Origin of the sequence: Amycolatopsis kentuckyensis (genome assembly GCF_041679295.1) — a bacterium.
Classification (GTDB): Bacteria; Actinomycetota; Actinomycetes; order Mycobacteriales; family Pseudonocardiaceae; genus Amycolatopsis; species Amycolatopsis kentuckyensis_A.
Map to the genome: position 1 here is coordinate 13256 of NZ_JBGDMD010000026.1, position 19986 is coordinate 33241.

Genomic DNA, 19986 nt, shown 5'->3' on the forward strand with positions numbered 1-19986 from the left:
TCCACTGTGTACAGATCACTGATCGGCGTGCTGAGCGCCGTCCTGTTCGTCGTGTCCGCTCCGGCCGCGACCGCCGCTCCGGCCCCGCGCGCGGCGTGTCCCGAGCAGCCCGGGGTGGCGCGTTGCCTCACCACCTACACCCCGGGTGCGGTGCGCGCCTTGGCCGACGGCCCGGCCGGCTGGGGTGCCGACGACCTGGCGTCGGCCTACGGGCTCCCGGCCACGCCGGGCCCCGACACGGTCGTCGGCATCTCGATCGCCTTCGACGCCCCGAACCTGGAGGCCGACCTCGCGGCGTACCGGGCGCAGTACGGCCTGCCGCCGTGCACGACGGCGAACGGCTGCTTCCGCAAGGTCAACCAGCAGGGTCTTGCCGCACCGCTGCCGGAGCCGAGCTTCGGCTGGGCCCTGGAGTCCACTTTGGACGTCTCGATGGTGTCGGCGGCGTGCCCGTCGTGCCGCATCGTCGTCGTGGAGGGGAACTCGCCGGGCTTCGCCGACTTGGCGGAGACGGAGGACACGGCGGTCCGGCTGGGCGCGACGGTGGTGTCGAACAGCTACGGCGCCCGGGAAAGCGGTGCGCCACTGGCGTTCGCGAGCCACTACCAGCACCCGGGCGTGGCGGTGGTGGCGTCCTCGGGCGACTCCGGCTTCACAGCGGCGAGCTACCCGGCGGTCCTGGCGACGACGATCGCGGTCGGCGGGACGTCGCTGGCCCGCGACCCGTCGACGGCCCGCGGCTGGACGGAATCGGCGTGGCTGTACGGCGGCAGCGGCTGCTCGGCGTACATCGCGAAGCCGTCGTGGCAGAAGGACACCCACTGCGGCAAGCGAACGGTGGCGGACGTCGCCGCCGCGGCCGACGACATCGCGATCCACTACGCGGACGCGGGCGGCTGGCTCCCGGTGAACGGCACCAGCGCGTCGGCGCCGTTCGTCGCGGGGATGATCGGCCGGTCGGGGCACGTCCCGGCGCCGTCGGGCCTGTACGCGAACGCGTCCCGGTTCACAGACGTCACGGCGGGCAACAACGACCCGGCGGGCGCGGGCAAGAAGTGCGGCGGCGACTACCTGTGCGTCGCCGGCCCGGGCTATGACGCCCCGACGGGAGTCGGCGTACCCAACGGCCTGACCGGCTTCTGACGCCTGGCCGCGTGTAGTGAATGACTCATTCCTGTCACCAGACGACAGGAATGAGTCATTCACGTCGTTTCGCCCCCGGGCCGGCACAGCCCGCGCTCGTAGGCCAGCAAGCCGGCTTCGGTCCGGTGCGCGCAGTCCAGCTTCCGCACCACCTGGTCCACCAGGCTCCGCACCACCGGCTCCGCCAGGTCCAGCCGGGTCGCGATCTCCGCGTTCGACAGCGCCGAGCCGATGCCGATCAGCACTTCCCGCTCGCGCGCGGACAACCGGTCGACTCCCGCGAGCCGCTCGTCGCGCGGGCCGGACAGCCGGGTCGCGGCCGAGACCAGCCGGCGGGAGGCGTCCGGGGACAGCACCGCGTGCCCGTCGGCCGCCAGGCGGACCACCTTGATCAGCTCGTTGCGCCGGGCCGAGCGCAGCACGTACCCCGCTGCCCCGTCGCGCAGCGCGCGCAGGATTCCCGCGTCGGAGTCGAACGTGACCAGCGCCAGCACCGCCGGGCGGCGGAACACCGGTCCCAGCGGGCCCAGCCGCAGGTCCAGCAGCACCACGTCCGGCAGCCGGCGGCGCAGCGCCGTCCGGGCCGACGGCGCGTCGGCGGCCGAGCCGATGAGCTCGATGCCGTCCGCCTCGCCCAGCACGGTGCCCAGCCGGGCCCGCACCGCCGGGTCGCGTTCGGCCAGCAGGACCCGGACCGGGGGCGGGGGCAGCACCGTCAGTCCTGGTCCTTGGGCCGCAGGCGGATCAGCGGCAGGTCGGTGCGCGACGCGCCCACCAGGTCACGCCCGCCCGGGCCGCGCAGCCGCAGCTCCCGGAACCGCACCGAAGACAGCTGCGCCGCTTCGATCGGGTACACGTCGCCGTAGCGCTTGATCTTGTCGACCAGTTCCTTGCCCAGCAGCTCGACCAGCCCCGCGTGCCGCGTCGAGCCGCCGCCGAGGGGCACGTCGAGCTGCTTGCGGACCTCGGGGAACCGCTGGTCCAGCTCGACCGCCAGCTGGTGGATGGTCACGTAGGCCGGGCCGAACTCCGGCGCGTCCGGTCCCGGTGGGATCTCCTTCAGCACCTTGATGAGCTTGTCATCCATCCCGAGCCTGTCCCACAGCGTCACCGCCGCAGGTCTACCAGAGGACCGGCACGCGGTCCACTCCCCCGGTGACCCGGTTCGTCCGCACTTCCAGCTCGTCGACCGGCACCGCGAGCCGCAGCCCGGGGAACCGGCGGAACAGCGAGCCGAACACGACGCGCAGTTCCGTGCGGGCCAGGCTCGCGCCGATGCAGAACCACCCGCCGTACGCGAAGGCGATGTGCGAGTTCGGCTTGCGCTCGGCATCGAACTCCTCGGCGTGCGGGAACGCGGCCGGGTCCCGGTTCGCGGCCGCCAGCGCCAGGACGACGGCGTCGCCGCGGGCGACCCGCACGCCGCCGACCTCGACGTCGTCGTGCGCGTACCGCAGGACGCCGAGCCCGCCCGGCGCGGACAGCCGCAGGATCTCCTCCACCACGCCGTGCACGAGGCCCTCGGGGTCGGCGACCAGTGCGTCGCGCCGCGCGAGGTCGGTGAGCAGGAAGAGGACACCGAGGTCGATCCGGTTCGAAGTGGTTTCGTGGCCGGCGAACAGCAGGCCGGCGGCGAGCCGGGCGAAGTCGTCGTCGGCGAACGTGGGGTCGTCGGCCTGGGCCCGGACCAGGTCCGAGACGACGTCCTGCCCGGGATTGCGCCGCTTGGCCGCCGCGAGCCGGCCCATGTACGCGGCGAACTCGTCGAGGGCGGCTTCGGCGCCGCCACCGATGTCCATCCGCCCCATCCGCTCGGACAGGACGCGGAAGGTGTCGCGGTCCTCGTACGGGACGCCGAGCAGCTCGCAGATCACCAGCACCGGCAGCGGGAACGACAGGTGTTCGTGGAGGTCGACGGGCTCGTCGCCGTGCCGGGCGCGTTCCATCGCGGCGTAGCAGCCGTCGGCCAGCTCCTGCACGTGGCCGGCCAGCCGCCGGATCCGGTTGGCGGAGAAGGCGGGCACGAGCATCCGCCGCATCCGCGCGTGCTCGACGTGCTCGGTTTCGTGGTCGCCTTGCGGCCGGCTGAGGATGGCGGCGCTCGACAGCGCGGACGCCTCTTCGGGCGCGGGGTGCGAGCGGCCGAAGCGCGGATCGGTGAAGACGGTCCGGACCTCTTCGAACCCGGTGACGAGCCAGGCCGGATCCCCGGCGGGGGTGGTCACCTGCACAACCGGCCCCTGCCGGCGCAGCACTTCGAAGAGCGGAGCGATCTCCAGGACGTTCGGGCGCTCGAAGGGCAGGCGCGGGGTGTCCGTGGTCGCGGTCATCGGGTCTCCTCCCGGCGCGCGGCCGGTCGGGCGCGGGCGGGCCGGTCGCCGGCCGCTCCCCCCGGTCCCCCTGCGTTCCACGGTACTCAGGAACCCGGGCCGCAGCGGGGATCGCCCGGTTCGCCGCCCCTTCGGGCCAACGCCCTGGCACCGCCCGTCCCCGCCGGAGGCCGATCCCGCTCAGGAACCCGGACCGCAGCGAGAATCACCCGGCTCACCGCCCCTCCGGGCCAAACGCCCCCGCACCGCCCGTCCCCACCGGAGACCGATCCCGCTCAGAAACCCGCACCGCAGCGAGAATCACCCGGCTCACCGCCCCTCCGGGCCAAACGCCCCCGCACCGCCCGTCCCCACCGGAGACCGACCCCCCTCAAGAACCCGGACCACAGCGAGAATCACCCGGCTCACCGCCCCTCCGGGCCAACACCCCCGCACCGCCCATCCCCACCGAAAACCGACCCCACTCAGCAACCCGGACCACAGCAAGGATCACCCGGCTCACCGCCCCCTCGGGCCAACACCCCCGCACAGCCCATCCCCACCGGAGGCCGATCCCGCTCGGGAACCGGGCCGTAGCGGGCGTGGGGCGATCGGGCCACCCACGCCCAGAAGCGGTCGCCGTAGGACCAGTGCCACCAGCGGGCCGGGTAGTTGACCAGACCCGCGGCGACCAGCGCCTCGGCGAGCAGCCGCCCGGTCTTCGCGTCCGGCGGCGGGATCGGGCCGGCGCAGCAGGCGGGCAGCGGCAGCGCCGCGTCGGCCGCCCCGGACAGGGTGAGGTCCACGGCGCCGCCGGTCGGGTGCGGGGCCACCGCGGGCGGGATGGCGCACCCGGGCGCGCCGGCCGGGTGGCGGCAGGTCGTCCGGTACCCCTCGACGATCAGCAGGCGGACGTCGCGGGGCAGCAGGCTCTGGGCGGTCACGAGGCGGTCGACCAGCCCGTGCCGGAGCCAGGTGGGTCCGGCGGCCCACAGCGGGGCCGACGCCCGGACGTCCACGAGCTCTTCGCCGCTGTCGAGGATCGGGATCCGGGCCAGGCGCGGATCGGACGGCGGCACGGTCATCGGCGCATCTCCTGGGGGCACCGGCCCACGGTCGCCCACCGGGCTGCAGAAACCCTGCAACCGGATTACAGCGCCGTCAGCTCGCCGTATTCGCGGGCCCCGTAGGCGCGGAAGGTCTCGATGGCCTCGGCCAGCGCGGCCTTCGCCGCCGTGTGGTCGCCCCTGGCCTCCTCCAGCTGCGCGATGTCCCGCAGGGTGCGCGCACCGAACAGGAAGGCTTCCTGCTCGCGGAAGGCGGCCAGCGCGGCGGTGAGCCACCGGCTCGCCTCCTCGAACCGGCCGGCGGCGAGGTCCAGCTCGCCGAGGGTGCGCATGACCATCGCTTCGGACCAGCTGTCACCTTCCGCGCGGTGGGCGGCGAGCACGGTCTCCAGCGGTCCCCTGGCGTCGGCCAGCCGGCCCATCCGCAGGTGGGTCTTGGCCAGTCCGCGCAGGCAGAACCCGACCAGCTTCTCGTCCCCGAGCCCGCGGAACAGCGCGAGCGCGCGGGTGAAGGTCTCCTCGGCCTCGGTCAGCCGGCCGCGGCCGAGGTGCGTCAGGCCGATCGTGCGCAGCGTCAGCGCTTCCCCCCGTTCGCTGCCGGCCCGGCGGTACGCCGCCAGCGCGGCGGCCAGCGCGGCGTCCGCGGCCGCGAAGTCGCCGCGCTCGAGGTGGACCGAGCCGATCAGCCGCTCGCAGTGGCCGGTCGCGCGGTCGTCGTCCAGGCTCCGGCACACCGTGGCCGCCCGGTCCAGGAAGTGCTCGGCTTCGGGCAGGTAGCCCTGGTCCCGGCAGGCCAGCCCGAGCGCGGTCAGCGCGGCGGCCTCGCCCCGCGCGTCCCGCAGGTCGCGGAACCGCTCGACGGCGTCGGTCAGGTGCCGGCGGGCCTCGGCGAACCGGTCCTGCTCGTACCGGAGCTGGCCGACCTGCGCCAGGAGGACCGCCTCGCCGGGCCGGTTGCCGGCGGCGCGGGCGGCGGCCAGCGCGGCGCCGTGCGCGCGGTCCCACAGGTCCACGACGCCGTTCAAGGCGTAGCCCGACGCGCACAGCACCGACGCGATGGCGACGGCCGGTTCGTCGAGCCCCGCCTCGGCGGCCCGCTCCACGGCGAGCACCAGCGACGACTGCTCGATGTCGAGCCAGCCGCGCGGATCGGTCAGCGCGGTGCCGAGCACCTCGGGGTCGACCGGGCCGGCCTCGGCCGTCGTCAGCGGGATCGCCCCGGAGGTCACGTGGTCGGCGACGTGGTCCCGCAACCGGTCGAGCACCGCGATCCAGCCGCCGGCGACGCGCGCGGTCGAGGCCACCAGGTCGGCCCGGGACTCGTGCCGTTCGGCCTCCTCCCGGGCGTAGATGCGGACCAGGTCGTGCAGCCGGTAGCGGACCTGACCGGTGTCGTCGACGAAGGTGTAGTCGACCAGGTGGGTGTCGACGAGGTGCTCGACGACCTCCTCGGCCGTCGCGATGTCGACGTCGAGCGCGGAGGCCACGACCCAGGACCGGAAGTCGGCCAGGCCCAGGTGCCCGAGCCGGCGCAGCGCGGTCCGGGCGGCGGGGTCGAGGTTCCGGACGCTCAGCTCGATGCTCGCGCGGATCTGCTGGTCACCGGCGGACAGCTCGGTGAGGCGGCGCCGTTCGTCGGTCAGCCGGGTCGCGAGCAGCCGCGCGGTCCACTGCCGGCGGGTGGCCAGGCGCGCGCCCGCGACGCGGACCGCGAGCGGCAGGTTGCCGCAGCAGGCAACGATGTCGGCGGCGGCGTCGGGCGCGCCCTCGATCCGGTCCGCGCCGGCGATCCGGGACAGCAGCGCGGTCGCCTCGCCCGCGGAGAGCAGGCCGACGTCGACGAGGTGGGCCCCGGCCAGGCCGGCCAGCCGGGTGCGCGAGGTCACCAGCACCGAGCAGGTGCCGGCGCCGGGCAGCAGGGGCCGGACCTGCGGCTCGCCGGCGGCGTCGTCGAGGACGATCAGCACGCGGCGGCCGGCCAGCGCGGTGCGGTAGGCGTCCATGCGTTCGCCCGCGTCGTCCGGGATCGCGCCGCGGTCGGGCTGCAGGGCCCGCAGGAAGCGGCCGAGCACCTCGGTGGGCGAAGCCGGCGTGCCGGTGGTGCCGCGCAGGTCGGCGTGCAGCTGCCCGTCCGGGTAGGCCGCGGACACCCGGTGCGCCACGTGCGCGGCCAGTGCCGACTTGCCCACCCCGCCCGGGCCGAGCAGGGCCGCGACCACCGGACCGCCGCGGCCTCCGGTCAGCACCTCGGCCAGCTCGCCCACCAGGGCGTCCCGGCCGGTGAAATCGGCCGCGTCGGGCGGGAGCTGGCGCGGCACGGCCACCCGGGACCCGCCGCGAGCCGCCGGTGCCGGGTCGGGGCGCGCGGCCGGCTCGGCGGCCGGGCCGAGCAGGGCCGGGTCCGACCGCAGGATGGCTTCGTGCAGCCGGGTCAGCTCGACCCCCGGCTCGATGCCCAGCTCGTCGATGAGGACTTCGCGTCCCTGCCGGAAGACCGCGAGAGCGTCGGCGGTGCGGTCCGCGCGGTACAGGGCGAGCATGAGGTGGCCGCGCAGCGACGCCCGGGTCGGGTGCTGCCCGACCAGGACGGTGAGCTCGCCGATCAGCTCGTCCGTGCGGCCGAGTTCCAGGTCGGCGGCGATGCGGGCCTCGACGACCGCGAGCCGCTGCTCGTCGAGGCGGGCCGCCTCGCCCGAGAGGACGCGGCTGCGCACGCCGCCGAGCGCCGGCCCGCGCCACAGCGCGTCCGCGGCCCGGAAGGCGTTGGACGCCTCGCGGTACCGGCCGCCGGCCGCGGCTTCCCGCCCCTCCGCGGCGAAGACGTCGAAGCGGTGCCGGTCGAGGCTGTCGGCGCCGAAGCGCGCCGAGTAGCCCGGCGCCGCCGTGCGGATGATCTCCGTGCCGGCGTCGCCGAGGGCCCGGCGCAACGTGGACACGTAGGTCTGGATCAGCGCGCGGGCGGTCGGCGGCGGGTCGTCGTCCCAGATGATGTCGACGAGGCGGTCCGTGGCGATGACCCGGGCCGGCTCCAGCAGCAACGCGGCCAGCAACGTGCGGATCTTCGTGCCCCCCAAGGCCAGGGTGCCGGTTTCGTCGGCGACCTCGACCGGTCCGAGCAGCCGGAACTCCATCCCCGCCCCTGTGTCTCCCCCGAGATGTCCCGGCGGACCCTACCGCCCGGGGAAGCCGCCGGAAAACCGCTGTATGGCGGCTACCGGCGGATTTGCAGAGAACCTGCAGCGCGGGTCCCGACGCTGGGCCCATGACCACGAAGACGATCGCCCGGCTCACCGTCACCCTCGCCACCGCGGCCCTGACCGCGGTCTCGCTCGCCGTCCCGGGCACGGCGCACGCATCGGCCGTCAACGGCCCGGTCTCCCGCCAGGAAGTCCTCGACCGGGCGCAGTACTGGGTGGACAAGGGCTACACCTACACCCAGACCGGCACCCACGTCCCCGGACCGGACGGCGGGCAGACCTACCGCCGGGACTGCTCGGGGCTCGTCTCGATGGCCTGGCACCTCGGCTCGAGCCTGATCACCAACGAATTCCTCAGCAAGGCGCAGAACGGCAACGGGATGCACGTCATCGCCCGGGACAGCCTGCGTCCCGGCGACGCGATGGTCCGCGACAGCGACGGCAGCGGCCCGGACGGGCACATCGAGCTGTTCGCGTTCTGGAAGAACCAGAACGACCACGGCCAGGGCGCCTACGTCTACTCGTTCAACTCCACCGGCCAGACCGTGCAGAATCCGTACAAGGTAAACAACTCCGGCAACCTCGGGTTCGACTCGTGGTCGGAGGTCACCTCCTACACGGCCATCCGCTACGACCGGGTCGTCGAGCAGTCGTCCGCGGCCAACGGGGTCGCGGCCGGCGACGTGACCGGGGACGGCCGGTCGGACCTCGTCGCCCGCATGCCCGACGGAACGCTTTCGCTCTACGCCAACGGCGGCAGCGACACCTCGCCCTACGGTTCCGGCAGCCTGATCGGCACCAGCTGGGAGGGCTTCAGCTGGTTCCAGGTCGGCGACGTCACCGGCGACGGCAAAGCCGATGTCGTCGCCGCGAAACCCGACGGGACGCTGTGGCTCTACACCCACGGCGGCGACAACACTTCGCCGTACGGCAACGGGACGTTGATCGGCTCCGGGTGGGCGCAGTTCAGCCACGTCACTCTCGCCGACGTCACCGGCGACGGCCGGGCCGACCTCGTCGCCGCGATGCCCGACGGGTCGCTCTGGCTCTACACCAACGGCGGCAACAACACCGCGCCCTACAGCACCGGCACCCAAGTCGGCTCCGGGTGGGAACAGTTCACCTGGATCCTCGGCGGGGACGTCACCGGGGACAGCCGGGCCGACCTCGTCGCCGTCAAAACCGACGGCACGCTCTGGCTCTACACCAACGGCGGCAGCAACACCGCGCCCTACAGCACCGGCAACCAGATCGGCGCCGGCTGGGCCCAGTTCGACCGCATCCAGCTCGCCGACGTCACCGGCGACCACCGCGCCGACCTCACCGCCACCAAACCCGACGGCACCCTGTGGCTCTACACCAACGGCGGCAGCGACACCGCGCCCTACGGCAGCGGCATCCTGATCGGCTCCGGTTGGCAGACCTTCGCCTGATCGCCCTTCTCACCACAGGAGCTCACCATGCGCAAGTACCTGCTGGCGGTGCTGGCCGGAGCGGTCCTCCTCGGGGGAACGTCGCCCGCGATCGCCAACCCCCTGCCGGACAAGCAATCCGACGCGGCGAACGGGTTCGCCCACGCCGCTCGCGAACCGAACGCACCGACCGCACTCGCCGCCGGCCTGCCGTCCGGCTACAGCGTCAACGGCATCGACGTCTCCAGCCACGACCACTCGGGCGGCAAGACGGTCAACTGGGCGAACCAGAAGGCCGCCGGCGACGAGTTCGCGTTCGTCAAGGCAACCGAGGGCACCGGCTACACCAACCCGTACTTCGACCAGGACTACCACGGCGCCAAGAACGCCGGGCTCTACACCGGCGCCTACGCGTTCGGCCGCCCGGACCTCGGCAACGCGGCAGGCCAGGCGAACTACTTCGCCGACCACCTGCAGTGGGCGGCCGACGGCCGGACGCTGCCGCCGTTCCTCGACCTGGAATGGCCGTACAGCTCACTGAACCTGCCCGACTGCTACGGGCTCGGCCAGGGCGACATGCGGGCGTGGATCAGCTCGTTCCTCAACCAGGTCAAGGCCCGCATCGGCCGCACGCCGATGATCTACACCAACGTCAACTGGTGGAACCCGTGCACCGGCGGCAGCACGGCGTTTTCGGGGTACCCGCTCGACATCGCCAGCTGCAATTCGGCGCCGCCGTCGGTGCCGGGCTGGGGTACCCGGTGGACGTTCTGGCAGTACGACATCGACGCCTGCGGCCGGGGCGCGGCCCACGACTCCAACGTCTTCAACGGTTCGCTGGCCCAGCTCGCCGCGCTCGCGGGCGGTTCGGGCGGCGGGGCGAACGGAGTCGCCGCCGGCGACGTCACCGGGGACGGCCGGGCCGACCTCGTCGCCCGCACGCCCGACGGGGCGCTTTCCCTCTACGCCAACGGCGGCAGCGACACCGCGCCCTACGGTTCCGGCAGCCTGATCGGCACCAGCTGGGAGGGCTTCAGCTGGTTCCAGTCCGGCGACGTCACCGGCGACGCCCGCGCCGACATCGTCGCGGCCAAACCCGACGGGTCGCTCTGGTTGTACACCAACGGCGGCGGCGCCTCGCCCTACAGCACCGGGACGCTGATCGGCTCCGGGTGGCAGCAGTTCAGCCACGTGACCCTCGCCGACGTCACCGGCGACGGCCGGGCCGACCTCGTCGCCACCAAACCCGACGGGACGCTCTGGCTCTACACCAACGGCGGCAGCAACACCGCGCCCTACAGCACCGGCACCCAAGTCGGCTCCGGGTGGGAACAGTTCACCTGGATCCTCGGCGGGGACGTCACCGGGGACGGCCGGGCCGACCTCGTCGCCGTCAAAACCGACGGCACGCTCTGGCTCTACACCAACGGCGGCAGCGACACCGCGCCCTACAGCTCCGGCAGCCAGATCGGCGCCGGCTGGGCCCAGTTCGACCGCATCCAGCTCAGCGACGTCACCGGCGACCACCGCGCCGACCTCACCGCCACCAAACCCGACGGCACCCTGTGGCTCTACACCAACGGCGGCAGCACCACCGCCCCGTACAGCAGCGGCAGCCTGATCGGCTCCGGCTGGCAGACCTTCGCCTGAGCAGAGCCACGCCGCTGCCCCCGGCCGTCGCCGGGGGCAGCGGCTCGCCTACAGCAGCTGCCAAGCGCGGGTGAGCGTGTCCCGCAGGATCTGTGCCATTTCGTCGAACTCCGCCTGGCCGCAGATCAACGGCGGCGACAACTGCACCACCGGCTCGGCCCGGTCGTCGGCCCGGCAGTACAAGCCCGCCTCGAACAACGCCTCCGACAGGAACCCGCGCAGCACCCGCTCCGACTCGGCGGCGCTGAACGTCTCCTTGGTCGCCTTGTCCTTCACCAGTTCGATGCCGTAGAAGAACCCGGCGCCCCGGACGTCCCCGACGATCGGCAGATCCGTCAGCTTGTCCAAAGTGGACCGGAACGCGTCCTCGGTGGAAAGCACGTGGTCGTAAAGCCCTTCACGAGCCATCAAATCCAAGTTCGCCAGCGCCACCGCGCACGACACCGGGTGCCCGCCGTAGGTCGACCCGTGCATGAACGTCGTCTCGCCGCGGGTGAACGGCTCCATCAACCGCTCCGAAGCCAGCACGGCCCCCAGCGGCGCGTACCCGGACGTCAGGCCCTTCGCCGTCGTGATGATGTCCGGCTGGTACCCATAGCGCTTCGCGGCGAAGTCGTACCCGACGCGGCCGAACGCGCAGATCACCTCGTCGGACACCAGCAGCACGTCGTGCTTGTCGCAGATCTCGCGCACCCGCTCGAAGTACCCGGGCGGCGGCACGAAACACCCGCCGGTGTTCTGCACCGGCTCGAGGAACACCGCGGCGACCGTGTCCGGGCCCTCGAATTCGATGGCCTGCTCGATCTGATCGGCGGCCCAGCGCCCGTAGGCGACGTAGTCGTCGGCGTGCTCGGGCGCGCGGTAGAAGTTCGTGTTGGGCACGCGCAGCGTGCTCGGCACCAGCGGCTCGAAGTCGGCCTTCGCGCCCGGGATGCCGGTGATCGACAGCGCGCCCTGCGACGTGCCGTGGTAGGCCAGCGCGCGGCTGATCACCTTGTGCTTGCCGGGTTTCCCGACGAGCTTGAAGTACTGCTTGGCCAGCTTCCACGCCGTCTCGACGGATTCGCCGCCGCTCACGGTGAAGAACACGCGGTTGAGATCCCCCGGCGCCGCGGAGGCCAGCCGGGACGCCAGTTCGATCGCCGTCGGGTGCGCGTGGCCCCACAGCGGGAAGTACGCGAGCTGCTTGGTCTGCCGCGCCGCGGCTTCGGCGAGCTCCTCGCGGCCGTGACCGACCTGGACCGCGAACAGGCCCGCGAGCCCGTCCAGATAGCGCTTCCCGCGGGCGTCCCAGATGTACGGGCCTTCACCGCGCACGATCACCGGGACGTCGGTCTCGTCGTAGGAGGAGTGGCGGGTGAAGTGCATCCAGAGGTTGCTGCGGGCCGCCTGGGCGAGGCCGGCGGCGTCGACGGAGGTGAGGTCGGCGGTAGTGGTCATGGCTTGGTTATCGCACGCCCCGAGCCGCCGAAGCAAGCGATTCAGTCGTCCAGCCGAACCGAACCGACTAATTCAAGGTCATCTACGCGCCAGAACCTTCGGATTTAGTCGTCACCCTCAGCGAGTGCCCCACTGGTAGGTCTGTTTCCGCAGCTTGAGGTACACCATCGCCTCCGCGTGCCGGACGCCCGGCAGCGCGCGGATCCGCGTCGAGATCAGCTGCAGCAGCGCCTCGTCGTCCGCGCAGACGGCCTCGCACAGCAGGTCGTAGCGCCCGGCACAGAGGATCACGTACGCGATTTCGTCCATTTCGGCCAGTGCGTCGCCGACCGGCTCGAGAGGTCCCTCTACGGTGATCGCGATCATCGCCTGCCGGAACAGCCCGACCTGCAAGGGATCCGAGACGGCGACGATCTGGATCACGCCGGAGTCGGACAGCCGCTGCACCCGCTGCCGGACCGCCGCTTCCGACAGGCCGACCGCCTTGCCGATCGTCGCGTACGCGCGCCGTCCGTCCTCTTGGAGCTGCGCGATGATCTGCCGCGAGATGTCGTCGAGCACGGGCGGCGCGGGCCGGCTCGGGGTGTCCTGGCTGCTCACGCCCCGGATCATCCCCGACGCGGGCGACACAGGGCAATCCCGGCACGCCGTCACACCCCGTGACTAAATCCGAAGGACCGTGGTCAACCGGACGACGATTTCCGTCGTCTTCATGGCGTTGACAACACCGAATCGGTGCTGTTCCATCCGTCGCACCTTGCCCCCGGCCGGAGGGAACGCCCATGCCCCGCACTCCCGCCCCGCCCGACGTCACCGCGCCCGCCGAAGCGAAGAAGACCCTCACCCGCTCCATCGGCGTCGGCGGCGGCACGCTGCTCACGCTCAGCTGCGTGACGCCGGCGTCGTCGCTGTTCGTCCTCGTGCCCCCGCTGTTCGCCGACCTCGGCACCGGCACCGCGCTCGCCATCGCCCTCGCGGTGCTGCTCTGCGTCGGGATCGCCTTCTGCTACTCGGAACTCGGCACGCTCGTGCCGAGCGCGGGCGGCGAATACGCGATGGTGACGACGGTGGCGAACCGCTTCGCCGGCTGGCTGACGTTCATGCTGTCGTTCATCGTCATCCTCGTCGTCCCGCCGATCATCGCGATCGGTGTCGCGGACTACGTGGCCGCGGTCGCCGACATCAATCCGTCCGTCGCCGGGGCGCTCGTCATGCTCGCGTCCACCGTGATGGGCCTGCTGAACCTGCGCGCCAACGCCTGGATCACCGGGATCTTCCTGGTCATCGAGGTCGTCGCGATCTTCGCCGTGTCGCTGCTCGGGTTCACGCACACGACGCAAAGCCCGGCCGTGCTGCTGAAGCCGAGCCTCGGGACGAACCCGATCGGGCTGATCGCCGTCGTCGCCGGGCTCGCCGTCGCGTTGTTCGTCGTGCAGGGCTTCAGCACCGCCGTCTACCTCGCCGAGGAGATGCGCGAGCCGCGCAAGACCGTCGCCCGCACGGTGTTCTGGACGCTCGGGATCAGCGCGCTGGTCATCCTCGTCCCGGTCGTCGCGGTGACGCTGGCCGTCCCGGACGCCGCCGCGCTCGCCGGCGTCGACCTCACCGCGCTCGTGACCGGCTGGAGCAACGCGGGCGTGGGCGCCGCGATCAGCCTGTGCATCGCGGCGGCGATCGTCAACGCGGTGATCGTCATGGTCATCCAGAACTCGCGCGTGCTCTACGCCTCCGCGCGCGACCAGGCGTGGCCGGCACCGGTCAACCGCGTGATGAGCGTGGTGAGCCGACGGTTCGGCGCGCCCTGGGTCGCGACGCTCGTGGTCGGCCTGTCCGAAGCCGTCCTCTGCTTCGTGCCGGTGGACACGCTCAGCGGCGTCACCGGGGTCGCCGTCGTCGCCCTGTACTTGAGCGTCGCGGCCGCCGCGTTGCGGGGCCGGCGAGCCGCGCACCGGAAGCCGCACGTCTGGCGGATGCCGGCGTGGCCGGTGGTGCCGGTGCTCGCCGTCGGGGTGCTCGCTTACGTCCTGGTGGAGCAGAGCGCGCTCGACCTCGGGATCACCGCGGGCGTGCTGGTGGTGTCGGCGCTGTACTGGTGGGGTTACCTGCGCCGCCGTCCCGAACGGTGGGTCGTGACGGTCCCGCAGGAGTAATTCAGTCCTTCCGGCGGCCCATCAGCTGGCGCAACCCGACGACGATGACGGCGAGCAGGCCGGCGATCGCGACCACGGCCCAGATCCAGCCGGGGATGCCGGTGTCGACCGCGGCCGGGGCGGGGGCCGGGGCCTGCGCGGCCGCCGTCGGTGCGGTGGTCGGGGCCGCCGTCGTCGCCGGGCCGGCGGCCGTGAGGGTGAAATGCACCGTGCCGGTGAGGTTGTCGCCGTCCTTCGCGATCACCTTCCAGGTCAGCGTGTAGGCCTGGGCCGGTCCGGCCGGCGTCACCGGCGCGGTCACGACCGCCCCGGCCACGGTCGGCGTGCCGACCGTCCAGGTGGTGCCGTCGCGGCCGGTGACCTTGAGGGCCTCCGGCGGCAGCGTCACCGGCTCCTCGAAGGTCAGCTTGACCTCGGTCGGCGCGGACGTCAGCGAGGCGCCCTCGGCGGGCGAGCTGGACTCCAGCTCGGTGTGGGCGGCGGCCGGTCCGGCCAGCACCACGAGGCCGACGAGGGCGGCGAGAACGGCTCCGAACACACGACGCGGGATCATCCGGACATCCTGCCCTATCCGCCCGTGCAGTCTTCATGTCCACCCGTGCACCCGGGTGGGTCGCTCTTCTCAACGCGGCGGGCACCGGCCAGGATGGACGCCTGGGTGGCGAGGAGGACCTCCATGGCGACGGTGCGCGACGAGGCCGACGCGCGGCGGCAGCTGCGTGCGGAACAGCAGCGCGAAAAGAACGAGCCGGTCGGCGCGGGACCGGGCATCGAACTGCGGTACGGCGGGGTCGGCGACGCCAAGACGGCGATCGACGCCCACTACGACGAGCTGTCCCGTCACCTCGAAGCGGCCCGCGGCCTCGACACCGAGCTGGCCGACGGCAAGGGCCCGGTCGCCCACTGGATGCGCCGCTCGTTCGCGGTGCGCGGCGGCGCCGAGGCCGGCGGCGTCCAGGCCGCGCTGCAGTCGTACCTGGCGGAGCTGGCAACGCTGCGGCAGACGCTCGACACGGTCGTGGCGATGCACCAGGCCAACGACGAAGAGGCCGCCACGGCCTTACCGGCGGGGGACGTCGATGCCTGAGTTCTATTCGACCCACCACGCGCCGACCGCGCGGCAGCGGGCCAAGGCGCGGCGGGTCCGCCGGGAGAAGGCCGTCAACGACCGCGAAGCCACGTTCGGCCGGATCAACTGGGACAGCTACGAGCACCGCGAGCTGTGGGACATGGTGCAGTCGGCGGTCCCGGCGAAGCTGGGCGTGCACGCGGCCTGGTGGCAGGAGGTGGCCGCCGGCGTCAGCGCCGCGACCGAAGAGGTGTCGGCGCTGGTCCGGAAGCTGCGGGAGTCGTGGCAGGGGCCGTCGGCGGACCAGGCGGCGGCCTCGGTGGACCGGCTGACCGGCTGGGCGGCGACGGTGGGCGAGAACGCCCAGCGCGTCGGCGCCGGCCTCGACACGTACACGTCGGTGGTGAGCGAAGCCAAGCAGCGGATGCCCGAGCCGGTGCACTACTGGGCCGAGCGGTGGTTCCGGCAGGGGTACGCGGTGAAGCGGCTCGACGGCCCCGAGGGCACGTACATGCTGGACCAGCTGCTCGACGACAAGCTGCCGACGAAGAAGGAAGCGGACGACGCCAAGGCCGCGGCGGTCCGCGTGATGGAACAGTACGAGAGCGCGAGCCACGACGTCCGCCACCGCCTGCCCCCGGAGTTCGACACGGCGCCATCGGTGACCGCCGGCACCGGCGCCGGGCCGCGGCCGCCGGTGGTCGTCCGGACACCGCCCGCGCCCCCGGTGCCCCACGATCCGGCCCCGCCGCGCACTGAGGAGGGGTCCCACGACGAGCCGGACGACTCGACGTCGACGGCGTCCGCGCTGCCGCCGACGTTCACCGGCGCCGGAGTCCCGGCCGCGCTCGACGGGGTGATCGGCGCCGCCGGCCCGGCCTCGCCGTCGGGCGGCTACGGCCCCGGCTTCGCGGGCATCCCCACGGCCGGAACACCGGGTTCGGGGACACTCGGCGAAGGCGGCCGAGCCGGAGCGGGACGGTTCGGAAGCGGGACAACGGGTTTCGGGCCGGGCGGGACGAGCGGCCGCGGCACGGCGGGCGGGTACGGCATGTACCCACCGGGCCAGGGAAGCCGACGCGAAGAGGACACCGAGCACCGCGACAAGTACGCGAAGGGGTACGACCTGCTCGACGACCTCCCGCCGGCGTACCCCCCGGTGTTCGGCGAATGACGGGCTTCCACGCCGACCCGGCAGCCCTGGACGAGCTGGCGCTGCGCCTGGAGGACACGGCCGAGGAGTACGCGGCCGCGGCGGCCCGGATCGAGGCGCCATCCGGCGACGTCGGACCGGCAGCGGTATCGGGCGCGCTCGCGGCGTTGACCGGCGAGTGGACCGGCCGGATCCGGGTGGCGGAGAGGGACTTCACCGCCGCGGCGGCAGGTGTCCGGGCGGCCGCGAAGGCCTACCGGGCCACGGATGCTGCGGCAGCCGAAGAGCTGGACCGCGCAGATGGCTGACCGGAATCGCGAGCCTGGCCGCCTCGCCTTCGGCGAGCCGGCCGCGCCCCGGCACCTTGCCCCCGGCCAACCACACCACGCCGCCACCAACCTGCCTGCGCTCAACCAACCCACCCCCGGCCAACCACACCACGCCGCCACCAACCCGTCCACGCCCAACCAACCCACCCCCGGCCAACCACACCACGCCGCCACCAACCCACCCGCGCCCAACCAACCCACCCCCGGCCAACCGGACCACGCCAATGGCTGAGTTCCGCGGCCTCGGCTTCGACCCGGTCCCCGGCAGCCCCGACACGGTCGCCGAAGCCGCCCGTCGCTACACCGCCGCCGCGACCCGGCTCGCCCACATCCCTTCCCCCGGCGAAATCCCCGAGTGGGCCGGCCGATCCGCCCGTGCCCTCGCGGACCGCGCCGAACGAGCCGCCACCAGCCTCGCCGCGACCACCGAAGCCCTCCGCGCCGCCGCCGGCGTCCTCGAAGACTGGGCCGGCACCCTCCTCGCGAACCACCGCCGCGCCGAAGACCTCGACCGCCGCGCGACCGCCGCCCACCAAGCCCTCACCACCGCCCACGACGACGTCGAACAAGCCGAAACCGAAGCCCAGTTCTCCCCCGCCACCCAGCCGAACCTCACCGCCGCCCGCGCCCGGCTCGCGGCCCGCCGAGACGACCTCGACCGCGTCCTCGCCGAAGCCCGCGACCTCGAACGCGCCCACCACACCGAAGCAACGCGCGTCGCCGAGCGGCTGAGCGCCCTCGGCGACGGCGCCCCCGTGCCGCGACCGCCTGACTTCGCCGAGGTCAACGCCCACCTGGAGACCTTCTCGGCCGCCGGACGAGAGCTGGGCGGCACCGTCGCGCGCACCCCCAAAGCCCCGGTCACGCCGCCGCCGGGTGCCGTCAGCGCGTTCGCCGCGGCACTGGGTGGCCGGTGAAACTCCCCGCCGTTCCGGGGATCACCCCGGTGAACCTGGACTCGGTCGAGCGCACCACCGCCGAGCTGCACGCGCTGATGGCCCGCCTGCGCGGCCCCGACGCCGCCCGCGACCTCGGCCTGGAAGCCGCCGCCGTCCAGTGCGCGGAAATCGCCCACGAACAGCGGGCCGGGCTGCTCGCCCTCGTCGAACACCGCGACGCCGACCCCGCCCTGCTCATCGCCGGTGTCGTCCCGGTCGACCACCCCGGAGAGGCCGCCGACCTCGGGTACTTCATCGCGGACACGACGCCCGGCATCCGCGAGGTCAGCGACGCGCACACCAGCCGCGGCTACCCCGTGGTGATCGTCGAGCGGATCGGCCTGTCCGGCGCGCAGCTGCAGGCCGTCGTGCTCGACCCGGACCGGCCGCGCGCCGCCGTGTTCACCCTGCACTCCCCCGGCGGCCGCGGCTGGCTGGAGGTCGCCGGCCTGGCCGGGACGCTCGTCGCCGGCGTCGACCTCACCCCCGCAGCGCCCGCTCCCGGAACTCGCGCGGGGTCCGGCCGGTCGCCTGGCGGAACGTCCGCGAGAAGTGCGGGGCGCTGGTGAACCCGCAGTCCCGCGCGATTTCCGCGATTCCGCGCCCGGCCTTCGCCGGGTCGGCCAGCAACGCCTTCGCGCGCTCGACCCGCAGGCCCTTGAGCCGTTCCGAGACTCCCTGGCCGTCGTCGAACAGCTGGTACAGCCGCCGCCGCGAGATGTACAGCGCTTCGGCGATCTTGTCCGCGCTGAGCGACTGCTCGCCGAGGTGGGCGCGCATGTACTCCAAGGCTTCGCGTCGCCGGGCCGCGAGCGCGTCGACTCGGTCGAGTTCGACGCGCAGCGCGCTCCGCAGCACCAGTTCGGCCAGGCCCAGCAGGTGGTGCGCGAGCCCGTGCGGGTCGAGCCGCGGACCGGCCGCCACGACGTGCGCGACGGCACCGGCGAACAGCGACCGCAGCGGCGCGTCGACCTCGACCGGCCGGAACATCAACGGCCGCAGCTCGGCGAAGGAGATCGACAGCTTCGCCGCCGCGACGGTCAGCATCACGACGCCGGACGGCTGCAGGTGCAGCGTCGCGTCGGCGAACGTCAGCTTCGCGCCGGACTCGGCGACCGCCCGCGGGACGGGACAGCGCAGCAGCAGCTGGACGTCCTCGGGGTCCCGGCGGCCACCGACGATCGCCGCCCGCGCGGCCGCGGCGCCGGAAGCGCGGACGACGAGGTACCCGCTCGCGGGGACGTCCATCGACTGCGGCTCGGCCATCGACACCATCGTGCCGGACACCGGCCGCTCGGCACGGGAAGGGGGACCATGGCGCGGCGCACCGCGACGGCGGCGGGAGTGATCCTGTCGCATCTGGAATTCGATCTCCTCTGGGAGGACCTGGGGCCGGGCGGGCCGCCGCCGTACCCGTTCGACGTGCCGTCGCACGGCGCGACGCACGCCGAACGCGACGACCTGGGCGTCGAGGTGTTCGCGGGCCTCGCCGACGCGGGTCTCACGGACGGCGACGACGTCGACCCGGAATTGGCGGACTTGGTCGTGTTGCTGGCTTCGCCGACGCTGAGCGTCGACGCGCTGGTGCTGGGCGAAGCGCCCTGGCGGCTGCTCGCGGCGGCGCGGGACGGCGCCGGGGTGCTCGCGGTGCTGGACGACCGCGACCTCGTGCTGGAGCCGGTGCGCCCGGACGGCCTGGTCCCCGCGGTGGCCCGGATGCTCGGCGACGCCGAGCCGGGCCCCGGCGATCAGCTGCGCCTGCCCCGCGCCGCTTACTCGGCGTCGATGGACGCGTACGCGCGCAGTGGCTACGACGCGTTCGAGCGGGCGCTGAGCACGGCCGGGATCACCGGCCGCGCGGTCCGTCCACTCGCGACGCTGGTGACCGCCGAGCGGCACGCAGCGGGCCAGCTGGCGGCGACGGGCCCGGCCGGCCGAAGCCCGGTCCTGGCCTGGTTCGACACGGCGGCGGGCCGGTACGCGGTGACCCCGGAGGACGTGGGCGGCGAGCCGTGGGTGACGGTCACCCCCGCCGACGGCACCTGGCTGACGGACCGCCTGACGCGCACGGTCGACGACGTCCGCTGAGCAGTCTCCCGCGGCTCGTCGTGAGTGAGAAACAGTGTTCT

General features: G+C 73.4%; 19 protein-coding genes. 10 read left to right on the plus strand and 9 right to left on the minus strand.

From position 1 onward, the window contains the following. Window positions 1–6 precede the first annotated feature (6 nt). A complete protein-coding gene (locus ACERZO_RS49565; RefSeq protein WP_372673025.1) occupies window positions 7–1143 on the plus strand; it encodes a S53 family peptidase in 1137 nt (378 codons plus the stop codon). A 59-nt stretch (window positions 1144–1202) separates the two neighbouring features. On the opposite strand, the gene ACERZO_RS49570 is transcribed toward ACERZO_RS49565, so the two are convergent. The 5 genes from ACERZO_RS49570 to ACERZO_RS49590 all read right to left on the minus strand — a co-directional run bounded on the left by ACERZO_RS49570 (window position 1203) and on the right by ACERZO_RS49590 (window position 7650). Beyond that, window positions 1203–1856, minus strand: a complete 654-nt coding sequence (locus tag ACERZO_RS49570) for a LuxR C-terminal-related transcriptional regulator (RefSeq protein ID WP_372673026.1) — start codon at window positions 1854–1856, stop codon at window positions 1203–1205. 2 nt (window positions 1857–1858) lie between these two features. Further along, window positions 1859–2230, minus strand: coding sequence for a hypothetical protein (locus ACERZO_RS49575; RefSeq protein ID WP_372673027.1), 372 nt, complete (start codon window positions 2228–2230; stop codon window positions 1859–1861). 34 nt (window positions 2231–2264) lie between these two features. Continuing rightward, window positions 2265–3473 (minus strand): cytochrome P450, encoded by a 1209-nt coding sequence (locus ACERZO_RS49580; RefSeq protein WP_372673028.1) that lies wholly within the window; start codon window positions 3471–3473, stop codon window positions 2265–2267. Window positions 3474–3937: 464 nt separating this feature from the next. Then, a complete protein-coding gene (locus ACERZO_RS49585) occupies window positions 3938–4537 on the minus strand; it encodes a hypothetical protein (RefSeq protein WP_372673029.1) in 600 nt (199 codons plus the stop codon). A 65-nt stretch (window positions 4538–4602) separates the two neighbouring features. Beyond that, the gene (locus ACERZO_RS49590) at window positions 4603–7650 is read right to left on the minus strand and encodes an AfsR/SARP family transcriptional regulator (protein ID WP_372673030.1); all 3048 of its coding nucleotides are present in this window, start codon (window positions 7648–7650) and stop codon (window positions 4603–4605) included. A gap of 131 nt (window positions 7651–7781) precedes the next feature. Between ACERZO_RS49590 and ACERZO_RS49595 the strand changes: the two genes are divergently transcribed. Then, window positions 7782–9149, plus strand: a complete 1368-nt coding sequence (locus tag ACERZO_RS49595; RefSeq protein WP_372673031.1) for an FG-GAP repeat domain-containing protein — start codon at window positions 7782–7784, stop codon at window positions 9147–9149. Window positions 9150–9176: 27 nt separating this feature from the next. Beyond that, window positions 9177–10778 carry a GH25 family lysozyme gene (locus ACERZO_RS49600; protein WP_372673032.1) on the plus strand — a complete coding sequence of 534 codons (1602 nt, stop codon included), beginning with the start codon at window positions 9177–9179 and terminating at the stop codon, window positions 10776–10778. 48 nt (window positions 10779–10826) lie between these two features. Here the strand turns inward: ACERZO_RS49600 and ACERZO_RS49605 are convergent, their stop codons facing one another. Continuing rightward, entirely contained in the window at window positions 10827–12218 is a 1392-nt protein-coding gene (locus ACERZO_RS49605) for an aspartate aminotransferase family protein (RefSeq protein ID WP_372673033.1), read from the minus strand. A 117-nt stretch (window positions 12219–12335) separates the two neighbouring features. Then, window positions 12336–12830 carry an Lrp/AsnC family transcriptional regulator gene (locus tag ACERZO_RS49610; RefSeq protein ID WP_372673043.1) on the minus strand — a complete coding sequence of 165 codons (495 nt, stop codon included), beginning with the start codon at window positions 12828–12830 and terminating at the stop codon, window positions 12336–12338. 170 nt (window positions 12831–13000) lie between these two features. Between ACERZO_RS49610 and ACERZO_RS49615 the strand changes: the two genes are divergently transcribed. Further along, on the plus strand, window positions 13001–14368 hold the full coding sequence (locus ACERZO_RS49615; protein ID WP_372673034.1) for an APC family permease: 1368 nt from the start codon (window positions 13001–13003) through the stop codon (window positions 14366–14368). A 1-nt stretch (window position 14369) separates the two neighbouring features. Here the strand turns inward: ACERZO_RS49615 and ACERZO_RS49620 are convergent, their stop codons facing one another. Further along, window positions 14370–14921, minus strand: a complete 552-nt coding sequence (locus ACERZO_RS49620; protein WP_372673035.1) for a copper resistance CopC family protein — start codon at window positions 14919–14921, stop codon at window positions 14370–14372. 123 nt (window positions 14922–15044) lie between these two features. Here ACERZO_RS49620 and ACERZO_RS49625 point away from each other — a divergent pair, with 123 nt between their 5' ends. From ACERZO_RS49625 to ACERZO_RS49645, 5 genes are all read left to right on the plus strand, one after another. Then, window positions 15045–15455, plus strand: coding sequence for a hypothetical protein (locus ACERZO_RS49625; RefSeq protein WP_372673036.1), 411 nt, complete (start codon window positions 15045–15047; stop codon window positions 15453–15455). Then, a complete protein-coding gene (locus tag ACERZO_RS49630) occupies window positions 15448–16611 on the plus strand; it encodes a PPE domain-containing protein (protein ID WP_372673037.1) in 1164 nt (387 codons plus the stop codon). The genes ACERZO_RS49625 and ACERZO_RS49630 overlap by 8 nt, the downstream gene beginning before the upstream one ends. Next, entirely contained in the window at window positions 16608–16898 is a 291-nt protein-coding gene (locus ACERZO_RS49635) for a hypothetical protein (RefSeq protein ID WP_372673038.1), read from the plus strand. The genes ACERZO_RS49630 and ACERZO_RS49635 overlap by 4 nt, the downstream gene beginning before the upstream one ends. 245 nt (window positions 16899–17143) lie before the next feature. Continuing rightward, window positions 17144–17836 carry a hypothetical protein gene (locus tag ACERZO_RS49640; protein ID WP_372673039.1) on the plus strand — a complete coding sequence of 231 codons (693 nt, stop codon included), beginning with the start codon at window positions 17144–17146 and terminating at the stop codon, window positions 17834–17836. Then, the gene (locus ACERZO_RS49645) at window positions 17833–18426 is read left to right on the plus strand and encodes a hypothetical protein (RefSeq protein WP_372673040.1); all 594 of its coding nucleotides are present in this window, start codon (window positions 17833–17835) and stop codon (window positions 18424–18426) included. Before ACERZO_RS49640 ends, ACERZO_RS49645 begins: the two co-directional genes overlap by 4 nt. On the opposite strand, the gene ACERZO_RS49650 is transcribed toward ACERZO_RS49645, so the two are convergent. After that, window positions 18338–19123 carry a helix-turn-helix transcriptional regulator gene (locus ACERZO_RS49650; RefSeq protein ID WP_372673041.1) on the minus strand — a complete coding sequence of 262 codons (786 nt, stop codon included), beginning with the start codon at window positions 19121–19123 and terminating at the stop codon, window positions 18338–18340. The two genes, ACERZO_RS49645 and ACERZO_RS49650, sit on opposite strands and share 89 nt — an antisense overlap. Before the next feature lie 48 nt (window positions 19124–19171). Here ACERZO_RS49650 and ACERZO_RS49655 point away from each other — a divergent pair, with 48 nt between their 5' ends. After that, on the plus strand, window positions 19172–19945 hold the full coding sequence (locus ACERZO_RS49655) for an ESX secretion-associated protein EspG (RefSeq protein ID WP_372673042.1): 774 nt from the start codon (window positions 19172–19174) through the stop codon (window positions 19943–19945). The last annotated feature ends 41 nt before the right edge of the window (window positions 19946–19986 follow it).

What these genes read in the sequence shown, in the direction of transcription:
- ACERZO_RS49595 (WP_372673031.1), top strand. Translation starts at nt 7,782, where the DNA reads ATGACCACGAAGACGATCGCCCGGCTCACCGTCACCCTCGCCACCGCG.
- ACERZO_RS49580 (WP_372673028.1), bottom strand. Translation starts at nt 3,473, where the DNA reads ATGACCGCGACCACGGACACCCCGCGCCTGCCCTTCGAGCGCCCGAAC.
- ACERZO_RS49655 (WP_372673042.1), top strand. Translation starts at nt 19,172, where the DNA reads ATGGCGCGGCGCACCGCGACGGCGGCGGGAGTGATCCTGTCGCATCTG.
- ACERZO_RS49635 (WP_372673038.1), top strand. Translation starts at nt 16,608, where the DNA reads ATGACGGGCTTCCACGCCGACCCGGCAGCCCTGGACGAGCTGGCGCTG.
- ACERZO_RS49640 (WP_372673039.1), top strand. Translation starts at nt 17,144, where the DNA reads ATGGCTGAGTTCCGCGGCCTCGGCTTCGACCCGGTCCCCGGCAGCCCC.
- ACERZO_RS49600 (WP_372673032.1), top strand. Translation starts at nt 9,177, where the DNA reads ATGCGCAAGTACCTGCTGGCGGTGCTGGCCGGAGCGGTCCTCCTCGGG.
- ACERZO_RS49630 (WP_372673037.1), top strand. Translation starts at nt 15,448, where the DNA reads ATGCCTGAGTTCTATTCGACCCACCACGCGCCGACCGCGCGGCAGCGG.
- ACERZO_RS49615 (WP_372673034.1), top strand. Translation starts at nt 13,001, where the DNA reads ATGCCCCGCACTCCCGCCCCGCCCGACGTCACCGCGCCCGCCGAAGCG.
- ACERZO_RS49610 (WP_372673043.1), bottom strand. Translation starts at nt 12,830, where the DNA reads ATGATCCGGGGCGTGAGCAGCCAGGACACCCCGAGCCGGCCCGCGCCG.
- ACERZO_RS49650 (WP_372673041.1), bottom strand. Translation starts at nt 19,123, where the DNA reads ATGGCCGAGCCGCAGTCGATGGACGTCCCCGCGAGCGGGTACCTCGTC.
- ACERZO_RS49585 (WP_372673029.1), bottom strand. Translation starts at nt 4,537, where the DNA reads ATGACCGTGCCGCCGTCCGATCCGCGCCTGGCCCGGATCCCGATCCTC.
- ACERZO_RS49625 (WP_372673036.1), top strand. Translation starts at nt 15,045, where the DNA reads ATGGCGACGGTGCGCGACGAGGCCGACGCGCGGCGGCAGCTGCGTGCG.
- ACERZO_RS49620 (WP_372673035.1), bottom strand. Translation starts at nt 14,921, where the DNA reads ATGATCCCGCGTCGTGTGTTCGGAGCCGTTCTCGCCGCCCTCGTCGGC.
- ACERZO_RS49605 (WP_372673033.1), bottom strand. Translation starts at nt 12,218, where the DNA reads ATGACCACTACCGCCGACCTCACCTCCGTCGACGCCGCCGGCCTCGCC.
- ACERZO_RS49575 (WP_372673027.1), bottom strand. Translation starts at nt 2,230, where the DNA reads ATGGATGACAAGCTCATCAAGGTGCTGAAGGAGATCCCACCGGGACCG.
- ACERZO_RS49590 (WP_372673030.1), bottom strand. Translation starts at nt 7,650, where the DNA reads ATGGAGTTCCGGCTGCTCGGACCGGTCGAGGTCGCCGACGAAACCGGC.